Annotated in this window: 16 protein-coding genes and 2 tRNA genes; 7 read left to right on the top strand and 11 right to left on the bottom strand. The window is 65.0% G+C overall.

Annotation, left to right across the window (positions count from 1 at the left end; all coding sequences use genetic code 11):
* Positions 1 to 39: 39 nt before the first annotated feature.
* Positions 40 to 1,188 carry an MBL fold metallo-hydrolase gene (locus tag LAQ73_RS06225; RefSeq protein WP_224270369.1) on the top strand — a complete coding sequence of 383 codons (1,149 nt, stop codon included), beginning with the start codon at positions 40 to 42 and terminating at the stop codon, positions 1,186 to 1,188.
* A gap of 237 nt (positions 1,189 to 1,425) precedes the next feature.
* Positions 1,426 to 2,088: a cupredoxin domain-containing protein gene (locus tag LAQ73_RS06220; RefSeq protein WP_224270368.1), complete on the top strand. Its 663-nt coding sequence runs from the start codon at positions 1,426 to 1,428 to the stop codon at positions 2,086 to 2,088.
* Positions 2,089 to 2,132: 44 nt separating this feature from the next.
* Here LAQ73_RS06220 and LAQ73_RS06215 read toward each other — a convergent pair whose 3' ends face one another.
* The 3 genes from LAQ73_RS06215 to LAQ73_RS06205 form a co-directional block, all read right to left on the bottom strand.
* Positions 2,133 to 2,681, bottom strand: coding sequence for a hypothetical protein (locus LAQ73_RS06215; RefSeq protein ID WP_224270367.1), 549 nt, complete (start codon positions 2,679 to 2,681; stop codon positions 2,133 to 2,135).
* A 154-nt stretch (positions 2,682 to 2,835) separates the two neighbouring features.
* A tRNA-Pro gene (locus LAQ73_RS06210) sits at positions 2,836 to 2,908 on the bottom strand.
* 49 nt (positions 2,909 to 2,957) lie between these two features.
* Positions 2,958 to 4,808: an SLC13 family permease gene (locus tag LAQ73_RS06205; RefSeq protein ID WP_224270366.1), complete on the bottom strand. Its 1,851-nt coding sequence runs from the start codon at positions 4,806 to 4,808 to the stop codon at positions 2,958 to 2,960.
* 103 nt (positions 4,809 to 4,911) lie between these two features.
* On the opposite strand from LAQ73_RS06205, the gene LAQ73_RS06200 reads away from it, so the two are divergent.
* Positions 4,912 to 6,807, top strand: a complete 1,896-nt coding sequence (locus LAQ73_RS06200; RefSeq protein ID WP_345778394.1) for an SLC13 family permease — start codon at positions 4,912 to 4,914, stop codon at positions 6,805 to 6,807.
* Positions 6,808 to 6,822: 15 nt separating this feature from the next.
* Here the strand turns inward: LAQ73_RS06200 and LAQ73_RS06195 are convergent, their stop codons facing one another.
* Both LAQ73_RS06195 and LAQ73_RS06190 read right to left on the bottom strand, forming a co-directional pair.
* Positions 6,823 to 8,883, bottom strand: a complete 2,061-nt coding sequence (locus LAQ73_RS06195) for a DEAD/DEAH box helicase (protein ID WP_224270365.1) — start codon at positions 8,881 to 8,883, stop codon at positions 6,823 to 6,825.
* Positions 8,884 to 9,009: 126 nt separating this feature from the next.
* Complete coding sequence (locus LAQ73_RS06190; RefSeq protein ID WP_224270364.1) at positions 9,010 to 9,399, bottom strand: cupin domain-containing protein; 390 nt, start codon at positions 9,397 to 9,399, stop codon at positions 9,010 to 9,012.
* Positions 9,400 to 9,491: 92 nt separating this feature from the next.
* Between LAQ73_RS06190 and LAQ73_RS06185 the strand changes: the two genes are divergently transcribed.
* The 3 genes from LAQ73_RS06185 (at position 9,492) to LAQ73_RS06175 (ending at position 11,619) form a co-directional block, all read left to right on the top strand.
* Complete coding sequence (locus tag LAQ73_RS06185; protein WP_224270363.1) at positions 9,492 to 10,667, top strand: CBS domain-containing protein; 1,176 nt, start codon at positions 9,492 to 9,494, stop codon at positions 10,665 to 10,667.
* Between the two features lies 1 nt (position 10,668).
* On the top strand, positions 10,669 to 11,328 hold the full coding sequence (locus LAQ73_RS06180; RefSeq protein WP_224270362.1) for a methyltransferase domain-containing protein: 660 nt from the start codon (positions 10,669 to 10,671) through the stop codon (positions 11,326 to 11,328).
* Between the two features lie 99 nt (positions 11,329 to 11,427).
* Positions 11,428 to 11,619: a hypothetical protein gene (locus LAQ73_RS06175; protein ID WP_224270361.1), complete on the top strand. Its 192-nt coding sequence runs from the start codon at positions 11,428 to 11,430 to the stop codon at positions 11,617 to 11,619.
* A 373-nt stretch (positions 11,620 to 11,992) separates the two neighbouring features.
* Here LAQ73_RS06175 and LAQ73_RS06170 read toward each other — a convergent pair.
* Positions 11,993 to 12,065, bottom strand: a tRNA-His gene (locus LAQ73_RS06170).
* A 143-nt stretch (positions 12,066 to 12,208) separates the two neighbouring features.
* Here LAQ73_RS06170 and LAQ73_RS06165 point away from each other — a divergent pair.
* Positions 12,209 to 12,664 (top strand): DUF5814 domain-containing protein, encoded by a 456-nt coding sequence (locus LAQ73_RS06165; protein ID WP_224270360.1) that lies wholly within the window; start codon positions 12,209 to 12,211, stop codon positions 12,662 to 12,664.
* 27 nt (positions 12,665 to 12,691) lie between these two features.
* Here LAQ73_RS06165 and LAQ73_RS06160 read toward each other — a convergent pair whose 3' ends face one another.
* The 5 genes from LAQ73_RS06160 to LAQ73_RS06140 form a co-directional block, all read right to left on the bottom strand.
* A complete protein-coding gene (locus tag LAQ73_RS06160) occupies positions 12,692 to 13,108 on the bottom strand; it encodes a DUF8146 domain-containing protein (protein ID WP_224270359.1) in 417 nt (138 codons plus the stop codon).
* 100 nt (positions 13,109 to 13,208) lie between these two features.
* On the bottom strand, positions 13,209 to 14,561 hold the full coding sequence (locus tag LAQ73_RS06155; protein ID WP_224270358.1) for an RNA-binding protein: 1,353 nt from the start codon (positions 14,559 to 14,561) through the stop codon (positions 13,209 to 13,211).
* A gap of 100 nt (positions 14,562 to 14,661) precedes the next feature.
* The gene (locus LAQ73_RS06150) at positions 14,662 to 14,874 is read right to left on the bottom strand and encodes a hypothetical protein (RefSeq protein ID WP_224270357.1); all 213 of its coding nucleotides are present in this window, start codon (positions 14,872 to 14,874) and stop codon (positions 14,662 to 14,664) included.
* On the bottom strand, positions 14,864 to 15,085 hold the full coding sequence (locus tag LAQ73_RS06145; RefSeq protein ID WP_224270356.1) for a DUF8118 domain-containing protein: 222 nt from the start codon (positions 15,083 to 15,085) through the stop codon (positions 14,864 to 14,866). The genes LAQ73_RS06150 and LAQ73_RS06145 overlap by 11 nt, the downstream gene beginning before the upstream one ends.
* A gap of 273 nt (positions 15,086 to 15,358) precedes the next feature.
* Positions 15,359 to 15,952, bottom strand: coding sequence for an RPA family protein (locus LAQ73_RS06140; protein ID WP_224270355.1), 594 nt, complete (start codon positions 15,950 to 15,952; stop codon positions 15,359 to 15,361).
* Position 15,953: the final 1 nt, after the last annotated feature.

Here is a 15,953-nt window from a genome sequence, read left to right as displayed (position 1 = left end):
CTGTTAACAGTCGTAGATGCGTAGACGACCGTGAGGCCCATGTTCACCCAGATCACCGCCCGCGAACTGGCCGAAAAGCAAGACCACGGCGAGGAGTATCTCCTGGTCGACACACGGCCCGAAGACAGCTACGTCGCCTGGCACGTCGAAGGCGCGGAGAACCTCCCCTTCGGTCCGGCGGAGACGCTCGACGAGGAAGTCGAGCGAACCATCGACGACTGGGCCGACGGGAGACCCATCGTCACTATCTGCGGGAAGGGGGCGACGTCGACGACGCTCGCGTCGGAACTCGACGCCAGCGGCTACGACGAGGTGTCGGTCGTCAAAGGGGGAATGCGCGACTGGAACGCGCTGTACGAACGCGCGCCCGTCGAGACGGGAAACGACGACCCGGTCGTCGTCCAGTTCCAGCGCCGCGCGAAGGGCTGTCTGAGCTATCTCGTCGGGTCACGGAGTGCGGGCGAAGCCGTCGTCGTCGACGCGACCCAGCACACCGACCAGTACGTCGTCACGGCCGCCGAACTCGATCTGGAGATTACGCACGTCCTCGACACGCACGTCCACGCCGACCACATCTCCGGCGGCCGCGCGCTCGCCGAGGCGCTAGACGTGCCCTATCACCTCGGCGAACAGGCGGCGGAACGCGACCTCGACTTCGAATTCGACCTGCTCGCAGACGGCGAGTCGATCTCGCTCGGCGACCTCGACGTGACGGCGCTGCACGCGCCCGGTCACACCTCCGAGATGGTCGTCTACCGCGTCGGCGACGAGGCGGTGCTGACGGGCGACGCGCTGTTTCTGGACTCGCTCGGCCGCACGGAACTGGAGTTCGGCGATGACGACGCGACGAAAGGCGCCGAGATGGCGTACGACACGCTCCACGAGACGCTGCTGTCGCTGTCCGACGAGATTACGGTTTTGCCGGGTCACGTGACGGTGACGAACGACGGCCGCTTCGAGCACGGGTCGCCGGGCGAACCGGTCGAAGCGTCGCTCTCGGACGTTCGGGAGTCGCTCTCGCTAGTCGGGTTGGGGCGCGACGAGTTCGTCGAGCGGATGGTCGAGAACACGCCCGAGAAACCCGACAACTACGGGACCATCATCGGACTGAATCGCGGGGTCGAGTCGGTCGGGAGCGACCGCGAGGCGGAGATGCTGGAGACGGGTGCGAACAACTGCGCGGCGTAGGTTTCTAAAAACCAGTCGCTGTTTTTCGATCGGTGCGACAGTGCTGGCAGCACTGTTGTAGCGAGAACTGGACCGTCGTGACAGCGTGTGAAAATGAATATCTCTGCTTGCATCTATATCTAGTGTTCGATGACGACAGACGTCAATCAGACACCATACTCCTCTGCTGACTCGACTCCTCGGGGAGGACCCGAGGTAGTCGACTATCAGTTACCCGCCCTGCGTCGACGCACAGTGATGAAGCTCCTCGGCGCTGGGACCGCGCTCACGGCAACGACCGGTTCCGCGTTCGCGCAGTCGCCCCAGAGCGACACCACACCCGTCCGACCCGGTTTCGGGTATGCGGACCTCTCCAGGAGGGACCCACCCGTCGAACCCGACCACGAAGTCGTGTTGACCGTTCGCGCCCCCTCCGAAACGTTCACGCAGGGCGAGTGGTTCTTCGACCCGACCGGTCTGTACATCCAACCCGGTGAGACGGTTCGGTTCACCGTCCAGCGCGAGATTCACACGGTGTCGTCGTACCATCCGGTGTTCGGCTACAAACTCCGTACCCCGAGGGCCGAACCCGTGATTTCGTCGCCGGTTCTCTGGCCGCAGACGTACTTCCTCTACACGTTCGAGCACGAGGGCGTCTACGACCTGATGTGTCTGCCGCACGAGTTCCTCGGCATGGTTATGCGCATCGTCTGCGGTGCGGCGACCGGACCGGGGACGGAACCGATTACGCCGCCCGAGGAACTCGACGGGGCGACGTTGTACCCGCCCACCGATCTCGGCGCGAGTGTACTGCGCGCGCCGGCGCTCGATCCCGAGCGTATCGTCGAAGTCGGTCGCGTCGCGTGGGACGATATCGCTCCCGAGTTCAAGGTGGGCGCGCAGACGGGTGGAGGGCACTGAGAGCGATTCTTCGGGGTGTCCGCTCCGAAGACCGGCTCGCTTAATCAATCGAGAGAGTCGAGTGTTGTCCGCAACGATTGTAGCTCAGAGTCGGAGCGCAGTGGCGGATTCGAGTCGACCATCCGTCGATAGTATTCAGTCGCCGCGTCAACGACCGCTTCGGTCCAGCTGTCCACTGGAACGGTCACGGCCCTGACGGAGGACAATCGTTTTTCGGGGCTTCGTACACCCTCTACGGTGAGACAGTGCGCGAGTTCCACGTGGTCAACTCGCGGTTCGATGGTGGTCCACGTCGGGCCGTCACAATGCTCGACCACGTATCGGTCTACGGAATCGAACCCACCGAGTGGAACGTATCCTTCTCCCGTGTGGAGGTCCTCAACCACTGCGAGATACTGGCCGAACACGTCGGTCATGTATCCGCCTGCGCCGTGGCCCGGTTTCGAGTTCCCCATCAGGTACTCTCCGTCGACGACTATCTTCATCGCCATCAGGGGGTCCGGACTAGGTTGGTCCGCGTCGACGACCTGCCTTCGAAACCGTTCGCCGTACTCCACAATCACGGAGACGGATGGAGAGGGCTCTTCGGTCATCGTCCACGTTATCTCAGACACGCCGATAACTCTATCCGAAGCCGTCGAAGACACTGTGCCGCGACGAGCTAAGCGAGTCGCGGCCTTTTTGGTCCAGATTTTCACGCCGAGCGGGTCGCGCGAAGCGCGACCCCGAGGCGGAAAAAAGGTGGGATGGGACCACCCGGATTCGAACCGGGGTCACGGGCACCCAAGGCCCGAAGTATACCAGGCTAACCCATGGTCCCGCATCAGTACAGAATCGGCATCCAGTGTAAAGCGTTTCGTTCCTCCTTTCTACCCCGTGACGGGGAAAAACACCGTGATACCGAGTGTCGTGACGACGGCGAACAGCAACTGTAGCGGTGCACCGACGCGGACGTAGTCGGTGAACTTGTAGCCGCCGGGACCGTAGACGAACAGATTCGTCTGGTAGCCGACGGGCGTCATGAACGCCGTCGACGCTGCGAACGTCACGGCGATGACGAACGAGAAGGGATTCGCCCCGATCTGCGTCGCGGCCTCCACCGCCACCGGAACCATGAGCACGACGCTGGCGTTGTTCGAGATGACGTTCGTCAGAAGCGCCGTCACGACGTAGAACAGCGCGAGCACCCCTAGCATGGGGAGCGTCGTGGCGCTGGCGACGACGGCGTCGGCGAGCAACCTGTCCGCACCCGTCTCCTGCATGGCGACGCCGAGAGGGATGACGCCCGCGAGCAGGAAGATGATGTCCCACTGCACGGCGTCGTAAATCTCGGTCGGCTTCAGACACCGCGTCGCCACCATCGCCAGCGACCCCGCCAGCGCCGCGACGACGATCTCGATCGGCGTGAGCGCCGCGACGGCGACAACGAGCGCGACGATCCCGACGGCGATCGGAATCTTCGACTCGCGGAAGTTGTGGCGCTGTATCTCCTGGGCGACGATGAAGTCGCGGTTGCGGTCGAGACGTTCGACGCTATCGCTCGACGCCTGCACGAGCAGCGTGTCGCCGACCTGCAACGCGACGTCGTCCATCCGCCGGCGGATGAGTTCGCCGCCGCGCCGCAGCGCCAACACGGTCGCGTCGTAGCGCTGTCGGAAGCCGATGGAGGAGAGCGATTCGCCGACGAGCGCCGACTGCGGGGCGACGACGACTTCGACGAGGTTCTGTCCGGACTCGCCGGCCTCCAGCGTCTCCTCGTCGACGCGGACCGGCACGAGGTCCAGTCCCTCCACGTCCAACAGTTCGATCAGGGTGTCGCGGTCGGTCCGGGCGGCGAACGCGTCGCCCGCCTGAATCTCTTTCGGCCCGAGCGGTTCGAGGAACACCTCGCCGTCACGAATCAACTGGAGCAAGTCCACGTCGAGTGCGGTTTCGACGAGCGCGTCCTGCACTCGCTGGCCGACGAGGGGGGAGTTCTCTCGGACGAGCACTTCGGTGAGATACTCGGCCATCTCGAACTCCTCTGTGAGGTCCGACTGCGGTCTGATGCGCGCGGGGGTGAGATACCGGCCGACCGTGAGTAAGTACGCGGTGCCGACGAGGGTCACCACGATTCCGAGTCCGGTGAACTCGAACATCGAGAACGCGCCGACGCCGAGACGCGCCGAGATGTCGCTCGCGAGGATGTTCGTCGACGTTCCGATGAGCGTGAGCGTACCCCCGAACATCGACGCGTACGATAGCGGCAGCAGCAGTTTCGACGGCGAGGTCCGACCGCGCTCGGCGAGGTCGGTCACCATCGGGAGGAGAATCGCAACGGCCGCGGTGTTGTTGATGAACCCCGAGATCGGGGCGACGAGGCCGACGACGGCACCCAGCTGGCGGCTCTCGCTCTCACGGGTGATTGCCGCGATTTTCGCACCGAGTATCTGGACGACACCGGTCCGCTGGACGCCCTCGCTGAGGATGAACATCGCCAGCACGGTGAGCGTCGCTCGACTCGCAAACCCCGACAGTCCCTGCTCGACCGAAATCATCACAATCGGTGCGGCGAGCAGTCCGGCCGACGCGAGCGCTTCGGTCACCGGCTGGACGAGCATCAACGTCACCATTATCCCGAGCGCGGTCACGTCGACTGGAACCGGTTCCGTCGCAAAGAGGACGAGCGCAACGAGAATGACGAGAAAGACGAAGACAATTCCCGGTGTTATCGCTGCCACGCGCCCTCAGACGGTCTCCGCCGGCAAAAGAGTGAGGTATTCGCAAGGAGGCGCGGGGGTCGGCTGAACGTATTTCCGCGTCGGTTCTGTAGCCACCCCGCCGATGGCTCATCCTCTGACCCCGATGGTCGCAAGCGTCGCGGCGCTCCAGACGGGCGTCGCGTCGCTGCCGCCGGTGACGCTAGAGATGGCCGTGGTCTTTCTCGTCGTCGTGGCCACGTTCGTGCTCTTCGTCACGGAGGCGCTCCCCGCGGATATAACGGCCATCATGTCGATGGTTACGCTTGTCGTGCTCGGTCCGGTGACGGGCGTGTCGGTCGAAGAGGGGTTCTCGGGCTTTGCGAACGATGCGACGCTGACGGTGTTGGCGATGCTCATCATCAGCAACGGAGTCCAGCGGACCGGTATCGTCCAGATTCTCGGGTCGAAGATGGCGGTATTCGCCGGGACCGACGAGCGCAGACAGTTGCTCGCGACGGTGGGTGTCGCGGGTATTCCGTCGGCGTTTCTCAACAACACGCCCATCGTCGCGATGCTCATCCCCGTCGTTTCCGATCTCGCGCGCGACAGCCGAGTCTCCCCGTCGAAGCTACTCATCCCGCTGTCGTACGCGTCGATGTTCGGCGGGATGCTCACGCTCATCGGGACCTCCACCAACATCCTCGCGAGCGAGGTGTCCGCGCGCCTCATCGACCGCCCGTTTTCGATGTTCGAGTTCACCCACTTGGGTCTCCTCGTCTTCGTCACTGGAACGCTGTACCTGCTCACGGTCGGCCGGCGACTCGTCCCGGAGCGCATCTCGGCCGACGAGGGCTACGTCGAGGAGTACGACCTCGGGGCGTATCTGACGGAAGTCGTCGTCGACGCCGACTCGCCGATGGCCGGTCAGACGGTCCGCTCGGCGCTCGACGAGACGCCGCTCGACGTCGATGTCGTACAGTTGTTCCGCGACGGCGAGTCGTTCTCGCCGCCGCTGACAGACGCCGTCGTCCACCCGGGGGACCGGCTGCTCGTCCGCGCGGACCTCGACACACTCCGGATGCTCATGGCGATGGAAGGCGTCTCGCTCGTCCCGGAGACGAGTAGCGCGGTGGGGACCGCGTCGCCGACGGCCGAGACGCAGACCATCGAGGCCGAACTCCCGCAGCAGTCGCTGGTCGAAGTCGTCGTCCCGTCGTGGTCGGCGCTCGTCGGCGAGACGCTGGCGAGTTCGACGTTTGGCGAGCGCTACGACGCGACGGTGCTCGCGATTCGCCGCGGCCCGGATGTCGTCAACGAGCGATTTGACCGAATGCGACTCCGCAGCGGCGACACAATGCTCCTACGGGCGTCCGAGAGCGCCATCGACCGGCTGGCGAGCAACCGCGACTTCATCCTGCTTCGGGAAGTCGAAGAGAAGTCGTACCGAACGTCGAAGATTCCCGTCGCCGTCGCCATCGTCGTCGCCGTCGTCGGTCTCGCGACGTTCGACGTGTTGGACATCCTCGTCGCGGCGTTCGGCGGTATCGTCGCGATGGTGCTCGCGGACGTCGTCCACCCGAGCGAGCTGTACGACTCCGTTCCTTGGGACGTTATCTTCCTGCTCGCGGGCGTCATCCCTCTCGGCATCGCGCTCGAACAGACGGGCGGCGCGGACTTCATCGGCGCACTCGTCGCCTCGACGGCGGCGTTTCTCCCCCCGGTGGGCGTGCTCTGGGTGTTTTATGCCGTGACTGTGCTCGTGACGGCGCTCATCAGCAACAACGCGAGTGTCGTGCTCATGATTCCGGTCGCCGTCGAGGCGGCGCGGACGCTCGGCGTCGACCCGTTCCCGTTCGTCCTCGCGGTGACGTTCGCCGCCAGCGCCGACTTCTCGACGCCCATCGGCTACCAGACGAATCTCATGGTGTACGGTCCCGGCGGCTACCGGTTCACCGACTACGCCCGCGTCGGCGCACCGCTACAGCTGCTCCTCTCGGTCGTGACGGTCGGCGGTATCGCGCTCTTCTGGGGCGCGTGAGTCCGGCGCGCCGCTTCAGAGGTCGTCCTCGGCCAGTTCCATCTCGGCGACGATGGCGTAGGGGTCCAGTCCGTTGCGTACCCCGTCCAAAATCCGGAACGCGTCGTCGGGCGCGAGGAAGTGCCGCGTGATGGCTCGGCCCAGTGGAGTCGGGTCGAAGCCGTCGATGAACTTCCACTCCAACAACTTGCCGACGGCGTGTTTCGTCGGAATTTCGCCGAGCATTCGGTCGTTCAGTCGCTTCGCGCGCTTGCCGGCGACGGTGATGTTCGCCAGCGTCTCCTCGACGGCGGCGGACTCGTCGTAGAGGGTCGACACGTCCTCCATCTCGCCCTTCAGGAGCATGAACGCGACTTCGTCCTCGCTCATCTCCATCGACCCGTGGTAGGCGGCGTCGGGTTCGACCAGCATGTACACCTTCCCCTTGTCGTGGTAATCCGGCCGTCCGGCGCGGCCGAGCATCTGGCTGAACTCCTGGACGGAGAGCCACTCGATGCCCATCGCCAGCGAGTCGAAGACGACCTGCGAGGCGGGGAAGTCGACGCCCGCCGCCAGCGCCGCCGTCGTCACGACGGCGGCCAGGTCCTGGTTCGCGAACTTCCGTTCGACCGTCTTCCGCCGCCTGTAGTCGAGCCCGGCGTGATACGGCGCGGCGTCGTACTCCAGTTTCCGCGAGATCTCGTGGCAGCGCCGCCGCGAGTTGGTGAAGATGATGGTCTGGCCGCGGTAGCCCTTCGAGGATTTGGTGTCGAACTCGCGGCGCACGAGTTTGTTCTCGATTCTGACCTTCTCCTGGCCGTCGGCGAACGTGAGGTGCCGTTCGATGGGGACGGGCCGCTCCTCGAACTCGATGAGCGTCGCCGCCAGTCGCCGCGCCAGCCACTCGGGGTTGCCGACGGTCGCAGAGAGGTAGATCCACTGCGCACCCTCGTAGTTCTCGCGGCGCTCGGACCGATCTTCGCAGTAGTACTTCAGCCGCGAGATGAGCCCGTCGAGGCGGTGGCCGCGCTCGTCTTCCTTCAGCGTGTGCACCTCGTCGATGACGACGCTGCCGATGTCGCCGAGGTCTTTGCCCGTCCGCAGCGCGTGGTCGATCCCCTCGTACGTGCCGACGATGATGTCGGCGTTCGGGTCGAAGCGGTTGCCGTCGTCGTTGATGCGCGACGCCCCCACCCGAATCGTGACGTTCGCGAGGTGGCCGTATCGCTCTCTGAAGTCGTCGTACTTCTGGTTGGCGAGCGCGACGAGGGGAACGAGAAACAGCAGTTTCCCCTTCCCTTCCAAGACGCGGTTCAGCCCGGCGAGTTCGCCGACGAGCGTCTTTCCGGTCGCCGTCGCGCTGACGACGAGTTGGTCCTGCCCGTCGAGTAGGCCGTTTTTGACCGAGAGGCTCTGGACCGGCAGGAGCGTGTCGAACCGCTCCTCGGTCATCCCCTGTAGTTTCGGGTGCAGGTCCAGACTGCTCGTCGGGACCGGGTCGACGTCCTCGACGGTGGCGCTTATCTCGTCGAATTTCGTCAGGTCGGGGTCGAGATTTCCCTGTAGCAGGTTCGTGATGCGGTCGAGGTCTTGGACATCGAGGAGGAGCTCTTCGAGGCGCTCTTGCGCCGCCGCGGTCAGGTTGCCCTTGAACGAGAGCTCGCGCTCCAGTTCGCGAATCGCGCAGTCGGGACAGATGTACTCCCTGTCCATCTTGATAGCCGTCTCCTCGGTGATGGGCGAGTAGCGGCTGCCGGAGGCGCAGAACCGACAGGTCCGGACGACGAGCGCGTCGAGTTGGTAGCCGTCGAGCATCTCCTGTAGCTCGCTCCGGCCGCTGCGCGAGGTCTGTTGGGAGATGCGGATGCGCGACGCTCGGCGGGCCAGTTCGACGAACTGGTCGGGGCTTCGCGGTTCCTCGTTGGAGCCGTCGACGATGCGGAACTTGCCCGGTCGGGGACCGGCGTTCGTCTCCTTAAGGTCGAGTCGGCCCCGGAAGAGGCGGTCGTCGTCGCGGGTGGCGACGACGGTGTAGTCGTCGCGGCCGCCGCTCTCGTGGAGGAACAGCGTGTCGACGTGGGCGACCTGCTGAGACACGTCGAGTGGTACGAGAACGAGGTATTTCAGGGATTCGACTCTCGGAAGCGACGCTCCGAAGCGACGCCGATCCGGCCGCCGGTTCCGGAACGGCTCTGTCTCGGTTCTCGACGACTCGACTCTCGGCTACTCCTCGACCAACTCGATGCTGTCGTCGCCGTTCGGCACCGCACAGAGGAACGCGCCCGCCTCCTCGCTCTCGTTTCGATACCAGTGGACGGCGCCCGCGGGGATGAGAAGCGAGTCGCCCGCCGACACCTCGTACTCATCGCCGCCAATACCGACGGTGTACGCGCCGTCGAGGACGTACTGCTCGTGTTCGACCTCGTTGGTGTGCTTCGGTACCGAAGCTCCCGGATCGAGAGTGAACCGTCGAATCGCAAAGTGTGGTGCGCCGTCGGCATCGCTGAGAAGCACGCCTTTGTTCATCCCCTCGGCCGCGCCGACGGATTCGTACTCGACGTCCGACTCACGCTTTACGACCGCCCCTCCGTCGCCGACGTTACTGGACTCCATATCCGCGTCTACGACCTCCGGGGCGTAAGCGTTTCCCGACACGCATCGGAGCCACGCCCGAGTTTAAGAACGTCCGGACCCTAACCTGTCGTATGCGAGGCATTCGAATCGGGAGCGCCTTCGGCATCCCCATCCTGTTGGACTTCACGTTCCTGCTGGTGCTACCGCTTTTTGCGTATCTCATCGGACTCGACGTCGGTTCGCTGGTGGGGACGGTCAACAACCTGTTCGGATCGTCGCTCGACGCCGACGCGCTCACGGCGGGACCGATGCCGTGGCTACTCGGCAGCGCCGCTGCCATCGGACTGTTCGCCTGCGTCCTCCTCCACGAGTTCGGTCACTCGCTCGTCGCGCTCCGGTACGGCTACGAGATAGAATCCATCACGCTCTGGTTGTTCGGCGGCGTCGCCCGCTTCACCGAGATTCCCGAGAACTGGAAGCAGGAACTCAACGTCGCGCTCGCCGGTCCGATCGTCAGCGTCGCCCTCGGCGTCATCTCGTACGTCGGGTTTCTCGCGCTTCCGTCGAGTCTCGACGCCCTCAAGTTCGTGCTCGGCTACCTCGCGCTGACGAACGTGCTTCTGGCGGTGTTCAACATGCTCCCGGGGTTCCCGATGGACGGCGGTCGCGTCCTCCGCGCGCTCTTGGCCCGCTCGCGGTCGTACGCCCGAGCGACCCAGATCGCGGCCGAAGTCGGCAAGGGGTTCGCGTTCCTGCTCGGTCTCTTCGGGCTCTTCGCCAATCTGTGGCTCGTCGCGCTCGCGTTCTTCATCTACATCGGCGCGTCCAGCGAGGCCCAACAGACCGTGATGAAGGCGGCGTTCCAGGACGTGACCGTCCGCGACATCATGACCGACAAGGAGGACCTCCACACCGTCGAAGAAGACGCGAGCATCGCCGAACTGATGAACCGGATGTTCACCGAGCGACACACGGGCTACCCCGTACTGCGGGACGGCCGCCTCACCGGAATGGTGACGCTCAACGACGCCCGCTCGGTCGACGAGGTCGAACGCGACGCCTACCGGGTCGAGGACGTAATGTCGCGCGACATCGCCAGCGTCACCCCCGAACTCGACGCGATGGAGGCGCTACAGATGATGCAGGAGAACGGCGTCGGCCGTCTGCCCGTCATCGACGCCAGCGGCGACATCGTCGGGATCGTCTCGCGGACGGATCTGATGACCGCGTTCAACATCATCCAGACCAGCGGTTCGCCCGACTCCATTCGGTCGCTCCGCTCTTCGAATCCGCCAGGGTCGCTCTGAGGTGACCGACGACTCCGGAACGCCGGCCGGACCGAACGCGCCGACGCTGCTCTCGCCGGTCGAGCGCTCAAAACTCGATTCCGGAGACGACGCCCGCTTCTACGCCTCGTCTCGGTTCGTCCACCACGTCGACGAGCCGTTCCGAACGAAACTGACCGAACTGTACCGACGGGAACTCGACCCCGACGACACCGTCCTCGATCTGATGAGCAGTTGGGTGTCGCATCTCCCGGCCGACGCCGAGTACGACCGCGTCGTCGGCCACGGACTGAATTGCGACGAGTTAGCCGAAAATCCCCGGTTGGACGAGTTCTTCGTCCGAAATCTCAACGAAACCCCTTCGCTTCCGGTGGAACCCGCCTCGGTCGACGCCGTCCTCCTCGCGGTGTCGGTACAGTATCTCCAGTATCCCGGTCCCGTCTTCGCCGAGATTCGGCGCGTTCTCCGCCCGGGCGGCGTCTGCGTCGTCTCCTTCTCGAACCGGATGTTCGCTCGGAAGGCGATTCGCGCGTGGCGAACCGCGTCGATGGACGGACGGGCGGCGTTGGTCCGACGGTACGTCGAGCGAGTCGGCGGATTCGACGACCGCCGCGTCGTCTCGGCGGTCGAGGCGGGAACGGACCCGTTCTACGCGGTAGTCGCGAGGCGAACCACCGCGTAGTTCGAGGTGCCGGTCCCTCCGAGACGTGTCGGCTGAACGCCGGGTACCCGTAGTGAATTGGTACTGTCTTTTACCGTGTACACCCCGTCGCTAGGAGTTATGCGCGGAGTACTCAACGAACAGACGAAGACCGTTCACAAACCAAACGACCACGCTTACCGACTCGCCGCTTGCGGGGCGCTGTTTCACGTCTCCGAGAAGTCGACGGTCGTTGTCGATTTGACGGACGCCGTCGACGAGGGCGGCGCATCGCGGTGTGGGCGCTGCTTCGAGGACGGGGGCGGGTACTGAGCTCTCGGCTCGCTGTCTCTCGTCGGACTTCCCCACGCTCCGCGTTCGTTCGCGGTGCTCGCTGACGCGAGCACACGCTCACGAGGAAACGCTCGGAAGAAGGTCCAGGTGCGAGAATCGAACCACCGAGAGACGGTCGCTCACTCCGTCGCGCTGCGACTCTCGTGGTTCGCTCTCTTCCGATAGACCTTCGTCTCCTCGCTTTGCTCGGAGACAGAACAGTCGAGGTGCGAGAATCGAACCACGGTCGTTCCGCTCGCTCCGTTCGCTCCACTCCCTGATTCGATTCTCTCTGTCGGACTGTCGACGTTCACGGATACTCGCGACGCGCTCTTCGAGCGCAGTCGCTCGTGTGGTAGTTCCCGTCAGAAAGGTCCAGGTGCGAGAATCGAACCCGCGTCTCAGCCTCCACAAGGCTGAAGGATGGTCCACTACCCCAACCCGGACACACCCACTCGTACTTCGCTGTGACTCAAATACGTTACGACTTGCTGGAGATTCGCCATCCGACGACAGGGCGCACGCCTACGCAGCTCCGCTCCGAGAGCCGAGACGCTTTTGGGGCCGACCCGACTATCACCGCCTAACAGTGGCCATCACGGACAAAATCTACCTGAAGAACCACCGCCAGATCGCCTCCCAACTGGAGACGAGCATCCCGAAGGGAGCGTTCAAGGGCGCGACGCTGGACGTGCTCTACACCGGCGACGGCCTCGAAAAACTCGACGAGGCGACCCGCGAGCGCGTGCTGGACTTCGCGCAGGATTTTCTCGACTGCGACTGCGACACGAACCCTTACTGCGGCCACCCCGAGCGGAAGTTCGTCAGCTACCTCTTGGACCTCCGCGCGCAGGGACTCGGCCCCGACGCCATCGTCGACGTGATGACCGACGACTACATGCTGTACGCGTATCCCGGCGACGTCCTCTCGTTTCTCGATCAGTCGGTGCGCACCCTCGAAGCAGTGGAGTCACTCGCGGCCGTCGACGGCAACCGGGAGATGCAGCAGCAATCCGCCGAGGCGAAGCGGTCGCTGACGCGGTAAGCGAGGAGACGGAACATCCGGAGACCCTCAGCCGAGTCGGAACGGCTGGTCGTCGCGTTCGCCGTCCAACTCCTCTAACTGGATGACGTCCTCGTCGTCGCCGTCGAGCTCTTCGAGTTGCTCGCGGAGGTAGTTGACGTAGCGTTTGTGTTCCTCCAGCTGTTCGCGGAGGTGTTCGGTCTCCAGTTCGAGGCGCTCGTGCTCGCGGATGAAGCTCTTTGGCACCTCGACTGTCGGCGGGAAACTGGTCGTGCCGTCGTCGTGACTCCGTTCTAACTCGTTTTCGGGGACGACTCGCACCTGGCCGTCGTGGGCAACGAGCGTGTCTACGTAGTCACGAAACACCGCCGAGAGCGAGATATCTCGCTCCTCGGCGATCTCGCGGAGTGTCTCGAACGCGTCCTCGTTGACGCGAAACGAGATGGTCTTGTTCTTGTTGCCCATGTTCTGAGGTTGGGGCTTCGTGATACTTAATCGTTCGTCAGACGAGTAACCAGTCCGTTCGGCTGTACGTCACGTTCCGAACCCTGTCGTCGACTACTCGTCACCCCGTGCCAGACCGTGTGAACGTCTCCGCACTGCGGTCGTCGACGTCGAACTGCACGCCGGTCACGTCGACGACGGAATCGACGACGCTGACGCGGTCGGAGGCGACGACGCGCACTCCGTCGCGCCCGGGTCCCGGTTGTCGAATCTCACAGTCTCGGAGCGTCGAATCGTGTCGCCGGTTCCGCACGTCGACGGCCATCCGGCCGAACGTCCCGACCCCCGTCGCGTCGCCGTGAACCGTTACGCCGACGAGTTCGAGTCGCCGGTCGAGCGTCGACGAGTCGACCGTCTCGCCGCGCTCGACCATCGACGGTGCGTAGAACTGCCCGTCTTTCGCCGCCAGCGACCGCACCGCGTTGACACCGTCGGCGTCGACGCAGACGTTCGTTTCTTCGACGCGGAGTCGACCCGCTTTCGCGCCGTGGACGATGGCACCCGAGACGCTCGGTACGGCGTCTGACTTCCTTTCTCCGTCACTGAACGCGTCGCCGACGAGCACGTCGCAGTCGACGACGCGCGTGAACTCGCCTTCGCGCGCCCAGATGCCTCGCGTCGTCGACTCGTCCGGAACCGCCGCCGGGTCGTCGAGCGCCACCTCGACGTTCTCGACCAGCGCGTTCGGTCCGCCCGTCCGAACCTGCGCGATGTTGCTGTTCGCGTACCGCCCGCCGCGGACGACGAGCGGTCCGGCGTGGGCGCTGGCATACAGCCCTTCGGTCCATCCCTCCACCCGGCAGTCGACGAACGCGACGGTGCCGCCGGGCCGGAAGTCGTCGCTCGCTTCGAGCGTCGGGTCGACGAAGACGGCCGACGCCGTCCCGCCGTCGCGCAGGTCCACGCGCTCGACCAGCAGTTCGGTCGACTCGCCGGCACATTCGAGGAGTACGGCTTGATTCCGCGTCTGATCGCCGGAGCGACTGTCTCCCGAGTAGTCGTTTGGGTCGTACGCGCCGACGACGCGGTAGTCGCGCAGACAGTTCGTCCCGCCGTCGACGACGAGTTTCGTCCGCGCGGGGTTCTCTGCACTCTGTTCGAGTCCGAACCCCTCTACGTGGACATCGCTGGCGTCGCGGAGCTGAATCACGTCGTGGAGACCCGCGCCGTTCGAGACGAGCGTCGCGCCGTCGGGTGCGTACAGCGCCGCGTTCGAAAGTCCTTGCTTCGAAACTGGTTCGAGCAGGTACGTGCCGGGCGAAAAGCGGACGAGCGTGTCGTCGTCGAGGTGCGGCGCAACGTCGAACGGTCTCTCACCGTCTGGGTCGGCCCCCGCGTCGACGGCGTCGACGACGGTGTCGTACTCGGAGGGTTCGGGCGAATCGACGGCGGGCGTAGCTGGCGGCTCTCGCATGGCGGCTGTGGAGGATACGGTCGCGGGGCGTATCAGTGGCGGGGCCGGCGGTCAGCAGGGACCGGATTGCGACGCCGTCGGGTCAGGTGTGGGCTCCGACTCAGGCGTGGCCTTCCCGACGGGTCGGCCCGTTCTCGGACTCGGGCGGGGTCGCTTCGTCGCCGTTGGACTCCTTCGAGTCGGCCTCCTCCGCGTAGGCGTCGATTCGCGCGTCGTCGAGGCGTTCTTCGGCGTTCTCCTCCTCGTCGTCGACGCCCATCGCCTCGTACACGCGCCGCCAGTCGGCGCTCGGCGAGTCGCGGTCAGTCGGCATCGCCGCCTCCCTCGTCCGCCTGCGCCGCGGTGCAGCGGAAACAACCGCCGCGGAGTCGGGGGTCGACACTCTCGAACCCGCAACGCTCGCACCGCCAGTAGCGATGGTCGAGGCGGCCGTGGTCGTCGTAGGCGCGGTGCGGTCCGGTGACGTTCTGTGTTCGGTGCTCGCTTTCCGTAGCTTCTTGTGAGAGTGGGCAATCAGTGCTCACTGGGCTTTCCGTGGTAGGGATGCCCGGCGTCCGGGTGCTGCAACACCCGACGCGTTTCCGTTCGCGCCGTGCCGGGCGGCGTTCTGTCGTCGATCCTCTTCGTAGCCGTCGCTCTCCGTGCGACTTCCTCGTCAGGTTCCAGTCCGACCGGACCACCGCGTTACGACCGCGGCTCCGAACCGGACGCGCCGGGGGAATGCGTGCGCGCACTCGGTCCGGAGCGTGGTCGGTGGTGTGTCGCTTGCGATGGCAGCCGACTAGGCGACTAGGCGATTACGCTTCGGCTTCCAGTTCGTCGGTCGTCTCGAGGCTCTGGAGCGCGGCGATGGCGGTCTGGCGGTAGCTGTCGACCGGGAGGTCGTACTGCTCGCGGGCCATCCGGCCGTACTCGTTGCCTTCCTCCTCAAAGCGCTCGACGCGCTCGAGCGTGCGCTCTGCGGTTTCGACGACCCAGCGGTCGCGCGTCGCGGCGTCGACTTCGCTGATGGACTCGGGACGGACCGAGACGTTCACTGTCCCGTCGTCGGTCTCGTACGTCCGCGGTTTGCCGACGATGGAGACGTACGCGGGCGCGTCGAGGTCGCGGAGCGTGCTCGCGGCTTCGGGCTGGTACTGCCCGGCGTAGACGAAGAACGTCCCGGTGGGGTCGACGATACGGCCCCGCCAGTACTCGTTGTCCTCGCCGACGTCTTCTTTCTCGGTCAGCGTGCCGACGAGGAACACGCGGTTCGCCTGCGCGCCCGAGGGCAGAAGCAGGTAGACGGGCGCGCGCTCGTCGTCGGACTCTTTGAACGTGTATGCAGCGTCGTTGAACTCTTGGGCGAAGACGCGTCGGGCGACTTCGCGGGTGGGTGCGGATTGACTCATG

The sequence above is a fragment of the Haloprofundus salinisoli genome, from assembly GCF_020097815.1.
In the GTDB taxonomy this organism is placed as follows: domain Archaea; phylum Halobacteriota; class Halobacteria; order Halobacteriales; family Haloferacaceae; genus Haloprofundus; species Haloprofundus salinisoli.
Note: the sequence above shows the minus strand (reverse complement) of the source record. Positions and strands in the feature narration are given on the sequence as shown.

Bases quoted from the DNA above. Each gene is read 5' to 3' on its own strand.
- LAQ73_RS06225 (WP_224270369.1), top strand. From the start codon at position 40: ATGTTCACCCAGATCACCGCCCGCGAACTGGCCGAAAAGCAAGACCAC.
- LAQ73_RS06220 (WP_224270368.1), top strand. From the start codon at position 1,426: ATGAAGCTCCTCGGCGCTGGGACCGCGCTCACGGCAACGACCGGTTCC.
- LAQ73_RS06215 (WP_224270367.1), bottom strand. From the start codon at position 2,681: ATGACCGAAGAGCCCTCTCCATCCGTCTCCGTGATTGTGGAGTACGGC.
- LAQ73_RS06200 (WP_345778394.1), top strand. From the start codon at position 4,912: ATGGCTCATCCTCTGACCCCGATGGTCGCAAGCGTCGCGGCGCTCCAG.
- LAQ73_RS06190 (WP_224270364.1), bottom strand. From the start codon at position 9,399: ATGGAGTCCAGTAACGTCGGCGACGGAGGGGCGGTCGTAAAGCGTGAG.
- LAQ73_RS06185 (WP_224270363.1), top strand. From the start codon at position 9,492: ATGCGAGGCATTCGAATCGGGAGCGCCTTCGGCATCCCCATCCTGTTG.
- LAQ73_RS06175 (WP_224270361.1), top strand. From the start codon at position 11,428: ATGCGCGGAGTACTCAACGAACAGACGAAGACCGTTCACAAACCAAAC.
- LAQ73_RS06160 (WP_224270359.1), bottom strand. From the start codon at position 13,108: ATGGGCAACAAGAACAAGACCATCTCGTTTCGCGTCAACGAGGACGCG.
- LAQ73_RS06155 (WP_224270358.1), bottom strand. From the start codon at position 14,561: ATGCGAGAGCCGCCAGCTACGCCCGCCGTCGATTCGCCCGAACCCTCC.
- LAQ73_RS06150 (WP_224270357.1), bottom strand. From the start codon at position 14,874: ATGCCGACTGACCGCGACTCGCCGAGCGCCGACTGGCGGCGCGTGTAC.
- LAQ73_RS06140 (WP_224270355.1), bottom strand. From the start codon at position 15,952: ATGAGTCAATCCGCACCCACCCGCGAAGTCGCCCGACGCGTCTTCGCC.